Source organism: Nocardioides sp. (assembly GCF_034670285.1).
Taxonomy (GTDB): Bacteria; Actinomycetota; Actinomycetes; order Propionibacteriales; family Nocardioidaceae; genus Nocardioides.
The window spans coordinates 1-7,952 of sequence record NZ_JAXMNS010000153.1; the positions used below are offsets into that span (position 1 = coordinate 1).

Here is a 7,952-nt window from a genome sequence, read left to right on the forward strand (position 1 = left end):
GTACGTCGGCGGCCTGTCGCTCAAGCAGATTCTCAAGCAGCGGATGCGCGACAACGGCGGGGCCTACGACCCGCTGCCGATCGACCAGGCACTGGCCTACCTGATCGAGGTCCTGCCCGCCTTCCAGTACCTCCACGACCTCGGGCTGGTCTACTGCGACTTCAAGCCCGACAACATGATCCAGGTCGGCGACGCGATGAAGCTGATCGACCTCGGCGGCGTGCGCCGGATCGACGACCTCGAGTCGGCGATCTACGGCACCGTCGGCTACCAGGCCCCGGAGGTGGCGCAGGTCGGTCCGAGCGTCGCCTCTGACATCTACACGATCGGCCGCACGCTGCTCGTGCTGTGCATGGAGTTCCGCGGCTACCAGGGCACCTATCTCCACAGCCTGCCGCCGGTGGAGGCGACACCGCTGTTCGCCGAGAACGACTCGCTCTACTGGCTCATCGCCAAGTGCTGCGAGCCCGACCCGGCCGACCGCTTCGCCTCCGTCGACGAGCTGCGCACCCAGATGCTCGGGGTGCTGCGCGAGGAGATCGGGGAGCGCACCATCGGCACGTCGGCCACCTCGGTGGCCTCGCTGCTCTTCGAGTCACCGGCGACGTCGCGCTCGGTGCTCGAGTGGTCGCAGCTGCCGACGCTGCGTGCCGACTCCACCGATCCCCAGCACGCCTGGTTGGCCGGTGTGGGCACCGACGACCCCGCCGAGCGGCTCACGCTCCTCGTGAGCGACGCCCCCGAGCAGTCACCCGAGGTGCGCATCGCCCGGGCCTACGCCGCCCTCGAGCTCGGTGACGTGCCGGGCGCCCGTGCGGTGGCCGCCGAGATGCTGGCTGAGGACCCTTGGGAGTGGCGCGCGCTGTGGCTCGACGGGCTGGCCGCGATGCAGAGCCGCGACTTCAAGGACGCCATGGCCTCGTTCAACGCCGTCTACCAGCAGGTGCCCGGCGAGCTCGCCCCCAAGCTCGCCCTCGGCGTGGCCTGTGAGCGTGGCGGCCTGCCCGAGGTGGCCGAGCGGCTCTAGGTCACCTGCGCGTCCACCGACGCGGCCTACATCGCCGCCGCGGCGTTCGGGGTGGCCCGCATCCGCGCGGAGCGACGCGACGCCCCGGGCGCGGTCGAGGCGCTCGACTGGGTGCCGCGCACCAGCCGCGGCTACCCCGAGAGCCGTCAGCTGCGGGCGGAGGTGCTTCTCGGCCAGGGCTCCTCCGACCTCGCGGTCCTCGACCAGGCGATGCGCTCGATCGAGTCGGCGTCCATGGACACCACGACCCAGGGTCGCTACACCGTGCGCATCCTCGAGCAGGGGTTGGCGATCGTCACGGCGGGAGGCGGCGCGCGGGGTGTGCACATCGGCTCCTACGAGGCCGACGAGGCGAGCCTGCGCGCGGGGATCGAGCGCGGCTACCGTCTGCTCGCCCGTGACGCCCAGGCCCTTCCCGAGCGCATCGAGCTCGTCAACCGCGCCAACGCCGTCCGCACCTGGAGCCTCACGTGACGTGTCCGTCCTGCCACGAACCCCTCACCGCCGGGGCGGCCTTCTGCGAGGCGTGCGGGGCCCCGGTGACGGCGCAGTCGGTCGATGGGCCCGGCGGGGCCGGTGGGACAACGACCCCGGACGTCGCCGGCGAGGCCTCGCCCTTCGAGGACCTCGGGAGCGGGCCGATCAGCGCGCCCACCCGGCGTGGTCCCGGCGCCGAGCGGTCGTCAGGGGCGGCTCCCGCTCCGCGACCCTGCTTGGCGTGCGGTGAAGCGGTCGACGACGACGGCTACTGCACGTCCTGCGGCACCAAGCAGCCCAGCGAGCGCGACCACTTCCGCGAGACCCCGGCCTCGTGGGTGGCGGGCGTCTGCGACCGCGGCCTGGTCCACGTCTCCAACGAGGACGCCATGGCGCTCCTGGCCGACGAGCCCGCCGGGTCCCGCGCGGTGCTCGTCGTCCTCGACGGCGTTTCGAGCTCGACCGGCTCCGACGTCGCCTCGCTCGCCGGTGCCCGGGCCGCTCGCGACACCCTGCTGACGCCGCTCCCGCGGGGGATGGGAACCGAGCAGGGCCGCACGGCCGCGGTGACCGCGGCGTTCGCCCACACCATCGAGGCGACCAACGCAGCGATCGTGGAGACCACCGACGCCGACTCGCCCAACCCGGCCTCGGCGACCTTCTCGGTCGCTGTCGTGGAGGGTGCTCGGCTCAGCGTCGCCAACATCGGCGACTCCCGCGTCTACTGGGTGCCCGACGACGGGGAGGCCGTGCAGGTCACCGTCGACGACTCCGCGGCCCAGCAGCTGATGGAGGCCGGGATGGACCGCGAGGCGGCCGAGAACGGCCCCCACGGCCATGCGATCACGCGGTGGCTCGGCCGCGACGCGCCCGACCTGAGTCCGCGGGTGGCCGAGGTCGACCTCGTCGGCACGGGTTGGGTGCTCAACTGCTCCGACGGGTTGTGGAACTACGTCTCGGAGCCCGCAGCGATCACCGAGCAGCTGCGCGCCTGCGTCACCGCCGGTGCCGACGCACCGCTCGACCTGGCCCTTGCGCTGACGGCCTACGCCAACGCTCGCGGGGGGCGCGACAACATCACCGTCACGCTGGCCCGGATCGCAGGGCACAATCGCGACCAGACGAACCAGATCTCCTGAGAGGCAGAGGCATGGCCGAGTTCACCGCAAGCGTCTTCCAGAACGAGTTCCTCCCCGACGGAGGCACCGACGTCAACGCGATCGTCACGATCAGCTGCGCCGGGGCCGGCACGGCCGGTCAGACCGGCGGGGGAGCAGCGGGCGAGATCATCATCGTCGACACCTCCGGGTCGATGGGTCCGCTCACCATGGCCGCGGCCAAGCAGGCCGCCACCGCCGCGCTCAACGAGATCGTCGACGGCACCTGGTTCGCCGTCATCGCCGGCTCCGACCGGGCGATGCTCGCCTACCCCGCGGTGGCCTCGGGCCCCGGCATGGTGCGGATGGATGCCCAGACCCGGTCGCAGGCCCAGCAGGCCGTGAGCCGGTTCGTGGGCAGCGGAGGCACAGCCATCTCGACGTGGCTCGACCTCGCCGGTCAGCTCTTCGGCTCGGTGCCGCAGGTGACCCAGCGTCACGCCATCCTGCTCACCGACGGTGAGAACCGCGAGCGCGACGACACCTTCCAGGCAGCGATCGACCGGGCCACCGGCTACTTCCAGTGCGACTGCCGTGGGGCCGGCACCGACTGGCAGGTCGCCCAGATCCGGCGGATCTCCCAGGCGCTGCTCGGCACGGTCGACATCATCCCCGAGCCTGCCCAGATGGAGACCCAGTTCCGCGAGATGATGCGCACCTCCATGTCGCGCGGGGTCGCCGAGGCCCAGCTGCGCGTCTGGTCGCCGCAGGGCGCCCAGGTGCTCTTCGTCCGCCAGGTCTCGCCGACCGTCGAGGACCTCACCGATCGACGCGTCGGCCTCAACCCGATGACCGGCGGATACCCCACCGGGGCGTGGGCCGACGAGTCGCGCGACTACCACGTCGCCGTCCGCGTGGCGGCCAAGGCGATAGGCCAGGAGCAGCTGGCCGCGCGGGTGATGCTGGCCGTCGGTGACGACGTCCTGGCCCAGGCGCTGGTCAAGGCGACCTGGTCGGGCAACTCCGAGCTGACCGCCAAGATCGACCAGCAGGTCGCCCACTACACGGGTCAGACCGAGCTCGCGGCGATGATCCAGGAGGGTCTGGCCGCCAAGGCGTCCGGCGACGAGGCCACCGCGACCACCAAGCTCGGACGCGCGGTGCAGCTCGCCGCCGAGACGGGCAACGACGAGGCGACCTCCAAGCTGAAGAAGGTCGTCGACGTGACCGACGAGAAGGAAGGCACCGTGCGTCTCAAGGCCGCGATCGACAAGGCCGACGAGATGGCGCTCGACACCGCCTCCACCAAGACCACCCGGATCAAGAAGTAGGGGACTGATCGGCGATGAGGTGCTCTGCCGGCCACGAGACCACGGCCACCGACTACTGCGACACCTGCGGGCTCGCGATCGACGCGACCGCGCAGGAGGCTGCAGTGCCTGCCGAGGTGTCGGTCGACGTGCCCGACCCGGCACCTGCTGCCACCACCTGTCCGCACTGCTCGATCGCCACACCGCCCAACGCGCTGTTCTGCGAGAACTGCGGCTACGACTTCACCACCGGGTCGCTGCCGCGCCCCGTCGAGCCGCCCGCCCCGGCCGCGGCGTCGTCCTCGCTCGACCTCAACCCGTCACCGGCACCGGACGACGCCTGGGTGGCGGAGATCTGGATCGACCCCGACTGGTATGCCGACCAGCAGAGCACCGATCCGCTGCCCTCACCGGGCCTGCCCGCCGTGGTGGCCCTGCGGCACACCTCGGTGCTCATCGGGCGCTCGTCACGCAGCCGCAACATCGACCCCGGCCTCGAGCTCGACTCCGACTCAGGAGTGAGTCGTCGCCACGCCCAGCTCACGACTGACGGCTCGCGCTGGTTCGTCGAGGACCTCGGCTCGTCGAACGGCACCTACGTCGGAGGCGGCCTCGGCACCCTGCCCACCACCCCGATCCCGGTCGGGGTGAAGACCGAGATCGCCGGCGACGACCGCCTCTACCTCGGCGCCTGGACCCGCATCGTCCTCCGCAAGGCCGAGCCCGGCGAGGTCCCCACGTAGGGGGTCGGTCATCGAGTAGCCGGGACGAGCGGAGCGAGGCGCCGGCGTATCGAGATGCGGTGACGCACCCACCCACCCCCTCCACCGGGGGTTGGTCATCGAGTAGCCGGGACGAGCGGAGCGAGGCGCCGGCGTATCGAGATGTGGTGACGGGCCCACGGCCGTCCCCACCACCGGGTGGTACGTCACCGCGTTTCGACTCGCGGTCCCGACCTCGTTCCTCGGTCGGGCGCTCGCTCAACGTGCGCGGCTCACGCGCGTGGCTCCTTCGTCGCCCCGCGCTACCGCTTCGTCGCGATGAGGGTGGAGGCGTCGGGGGCGACCATCACCTCGACGGTGGTGAAGCGCTCGTCGGTCAGCCACTGCTCGCGCAGCACATCGACGCGGCCGTGGGCGATGGGCGGCCAGCTCTCGCACGGGGTGAAGTCGTCGAGCACGACGATGCCGCCGTCCTCGACGAGGTCGGCGATCGCGTCGACGCCCACCTCGCCGGGCTGGCCGGAATCGAGGAACAGCAACGAGAAGGGGCCCTTGTCGAGCAGGGTCGACCAGTTGGCGGTGAGGACCTCGACGAGCGGGTCGTCGTCGAAGATCTCGGTGGCCGCGCGAGCGAGCTTGGGATTGAGCTCAGCGGTCACGATCGTGGCCTTCTCGCCGCGCACGCCGGAGCGCAGCCAAGCCGTGCCGACGCCGCAGCCGGTGCCGAACTCGGCCATCGTGCCGTCGCGGGTGGCGGCGAGCATGGCGAGGAGCCGGCCGGTCTCGTTGCGGCAGAACGACACGTAGCCGGCACGGCGCGAGACGGCGAAGGCGCGTTCGACGATCGCCGGCAGATCGGGGGAGGCGCTCATGGGACGAGTCTTTCCCTGCATCTCCTATCGCGAGACATCGATCTCACGATGTGAACAGTTTCGCGAAGTCGGTGGCCGCCGACGAGCGCCGGTCGTAGTCTCGAGAAATCATGCGGAGCGTACTCGTACTTATTGAGCGCCGCGACGAGGCCCAGCAGACCTGATCTGCTCGTGAGGCCCCCTCGTCGCGGTGTCAGTCCCGCGTTCCCGGGCTCTTCGGCTCTCACACCTCGTATCTCCTCCATGTCTCTCATGGCATGTCTGTAGATGTCTCCGCGGCGGCACACCAGCAGCACGTGCGCGATCCGCATCCCTGACGGTCCAGCTGCCGACGCGTGATCCGCGTCCGGCCTGTCCCACCGCGGGGTCATCTCCGGGTATGGCACGAGCCGACCGGACCGTGAAGGACCGACAGCGACAGTGATCGCAGCTAGGAGCACCGACATGTACGACCTGTATCCCGAGTGGGGTCCCGCCAAGCACCGCACCGACGAGCCGACGATGGCTGGCAGCACCCGCAGCAGCACGCGCGCCGTGCAGACGTCCCTCGACCTGCGAGACAACGGCGGCCAGCGCCCGGACGACAACTAACGTTCTCCCGTGACCGACGCCGCTACCCAGACCTCACCTGACATGACTTCCTCTTCCGCCACGACCATCCAGCTCGCCGTCATCCCCGGCGACGGGATCGGCCAGGAGGTGACTGCCGAAGCCCTCAAGGTGCTCGAGGCCGTCGCCCCCGACGGGGTGAGCTTTGAGCAGACCCGCTACGACCTCGGCGCGGAGCGTTATCTCGCGACCGGCGAGGTGCTCCCTGACTCGGTGCTCTCCGAGATCCGCGGGCACGACGCGATCCTGCTCGGTGCGGTGGGCGGCAAGCCGAACGACCCGAACCTGCCTCCGGGGATCCTGGAGCGCGGCCTGCTGCTGCGGCTGCGGTTCGAGCTCGACCACTACGTGAACCTCCGTCCGTCCCGGATCTTCCCCGGGGCCACCTCACCGCTCGCGAACCCGGGCGAGGTCGACTTCGTCGTCGTCCGCGAGGGCACCGAGGGCCCCTACACGGGCAACGGCGGCGCGCTACGGGTCGGAACCCCTCACGAGATCGCCACCGAGGTCTCGGTCAACACCGCCTTCGGTGTGGAGCGCGTCGTCCGCGACGCCTTCGCCCGGGCGCAGCGCCGCCCCCGTCAGCTGTTGACGCTGGTCCACAAGACCAACGTGCTCGTCAACGCCGGCTCGGTGTGGTGGCGCATCACCCAGGAGGTCGCCGCGGAGTTCCCCGAGGTGACCGTCGACTACATGCACATCGACGCAGCGATGATCCACATGACGGTCAACCCGTCTCGCTTCGACGTCATCGTCACCGACAACCTCTTCGGCGACATCATCACCGACCTGGCCGGCGCCATCAGCGGCGGCATCGGGCTGGCCGCGTCCGGCAACATCAACCCGGACCGCACCGCCCCCTCCATGTTCGAGCCTGTCCACGGCTCGGCGCCCGACATCGCCGGGCAGCTCAAGGCCGACCCGACGGCAGCGATCCTGTCGGTGGCCCTGCTGCTCGACCACCTCGGACACCCCGACTCGGCTGCGGCCGTCGAGGCAGCGGCCATCGCCGACCTCGCCGGACGCACCCCCGGTGCCACCCGCTCGACCCCCGAGATCGGCGACGCCATCGCGTCGCGAGTAGGCGGCTGAGCGCCCGCACCCAGTACCTCCGACGGCCGGGCCACGCGCAAGCGTGACCCGGCCGTCGCACATTTCCTAGGAAGTCCAATAACGTGACCCCCATGCAGATCAGCACCACGCTCTCGACCACGCCCACCTCGGACGACCGCCTGGCCGAGATCCTGGCCAACCCCGGCTTCGGCACGCACTTCACCGATCACATGTTCACGGTGGAGTGGACGCCGGAGGACGGCTGGCACGGCGCGCGCATCGAGCCCTACGGTCCGTTGACGCTCGACCCGGCGACCGCCGTCCTGCACTACGCCCAGGAGACCTTCGAGGGGATGAAGGCCTACCGCCACCCCGACGGGTCGGTCTGGTCGTTCCGCCCCGACCAGAACGGCGCGCGCATGGAGCGCTCGAGCCAGCGGCTGGCGTTCCCCGAGCTGCCGGTCGACGACTTCGTCGCTGCGGTCGACGCGCTGGTGAAGGTCGACGAGCGGTGGGTACCTGACGCCAGCACGGGGGAGAAGTCGCTCTACATCCGTCCGTTCATGATCGCCACCGAGACTTTCCTCGGGGTGCGTCCCTCTCAGCACGTGACCTTCATGGTCATCGCGAGCCCGGCCGGCGCCTACTTCAAGGGCGGCGTGAAGCCGGTGCGGCTCTGGCTGACCGAGGAGTACACCCGCGCCGGACGGGGCGGCATGGGCGCTGCCAAGACGGGCGGCAACTACGCCAGCTCGTTGGTCGCCCAGCAGGAGGCGCTCGGCCAC

At 70.8% G+C, this 7,952-nt stretch carries 7 protein-coding genes and 1 pseudogene; 7 read left to right on the plus strand and 1 reads right to left on the minus strand.

Going from position 1 to position 7,952, the window contains the following annotated elements; all coding sequences use genetic code 11:
* Nucleotides 1–43: 43 nt before the first annotated feature.
* From VOI19_RS09375 to VOI19_RS09390, 4 genes and pseudogenes are all read left to right on the plus strand, one after another.
* Nucleotides 44–1,501: pseudogene (locus VOI19_RS09375) on the plus strand (tetratricopeptide repeat protein).
* Complete coding sequence (locus VOI19_RS09380; protein ID WP_323792702.1) at nt 1,498–2,643, plus strand: PP2C family serine/threonine-protein phosphatase; 1,146 nt, start codon at nt 1,498–1,500, stop codon at nt 2,641–2,643. Before VOI19_RS09375 ends, VOI19_RS09380 begins: the two are co-directional and overlap by 4 nt.
* A gap of 11 nt (nt 2,644–2,654) precedes the next feature.
* Nucleotides 2,655–3,932, plus strand: a complete 1,278-nt coding sequence (locus tag VOI19_RS09385; protein WP_323792703.1) for a VWA domain-containing protein — start codon at nt 2,655–2,657, stop codon at nt 3,930–3,932.
* A gap of 14 nt (nt 3,933–3,946) precedes the next feature.
* Complete coding sequence (locus VOI19_RS09390; protein ID WP_323792704.1) at nt 3,947–4,654, plus strand: FHA domain-containing protein; 708 nt, start codon at nt 3,947–3,949, stop codon at nt 4,652–4,654.
* A 281-nt stretch (nt 4,655–4,935) separates the two neighbouring features.
* Here the strand turns inward: VOI19_RS09390 and VOI19_RS09395 are convergent, their stop codons facing one another.
* Nucleotides 4,936–5,505 carry an O-methyltransferase gene (locus VOI19_RS09395; RefSeq protein WP_323792705.1) on the minus strand — a complete coding sequence of 190 codons (570 nt, stop codon included), beginning with the start codon at nt 5,503–5,505 and terminating at the stop codon, nt 4,936–4,938.
* 444 nt (nt 5,506–5,949) lie between these two features.
* Between VOI19_RS09395 and VOI19_RS09400 the strand changes: the two genes are divergently transcribed.
* From VOI19_RS09400 to VOI19_RS09410, 3 genes are all read left to right on the plus strand, one after another.
* On the plus strand, nt 5,950–6,096 hold the full coding sequence (locus VOI19_RS09400; RefSeq protein WP_323792706.1) for a hypothetical protein: 147 nt from the start codon (nt 5,950–5,952) through the stop codon (nt 6,094–6,096).
* A gap of 42 nt (nt 6,097–6,138) precedes the next feature.
* Nucleotides 6,139–7,206 carry a 3-isopropylmalate dehydrogenase gene (locus VOI19_RS09405; RefSeq protein ID WP_323792707.1) on the plus strand — a complete coding sequence of 356 codons (1,068 nt, stop codon included), beginning with the start codon at nt 6,139–6,141 and terminating at the stop codon, nt 7,204–7,206.
* 92 nt (nt 7,207–7,298) lie between these two features.
* A partial coding sequence (locus VOI19_RS09410) for a branched-chain amino acid aminotransferase (protein WP_323792708.1) occupies nt 7,299–7,952 on the plus strand: 654 nt, incomplete at its 3' end.

Bases quoted from the DNA above. Each gene is read 5' to 3' on its own strand.
- VOI19_RS09395 (WP_323792705.1), bottom strand. From the start codon at position 5,505: ATGAGCGCCTCCCCCGATCTGCCGGCGATCGTCGAACGCGCCTTCGCC.
- VOI19_RS09385 (WP_323792703.1), top strand. From the start codon at position 2,655: ATGGCCGAGTTCACCGCAAGCGTCTTCCAGAACGAGTTCCTCCCCGAC.
- VOI19_RS09405 (WP_323792707.1), top strand. From the start codon at position 6,139: ATGACTTCCTCTTCCGCCACGACCATCCAGCTCGCCGTCATCCCCGGC.
- VOI19_RS09400 (WP_323792706.1), top strand. From the start codon at position 5,950: ATGTACGACCTGTATCCCGAGTGGGGTCCCGCCAAGCACCGCACCGAC.
- VOI19_RS09390 (WP_323792704.1), top strand. From the start codon at position 3,947: ATGAGGTGCTCTGCCGGCCACGAGACCACGGCCACCGACTACTGCGAC.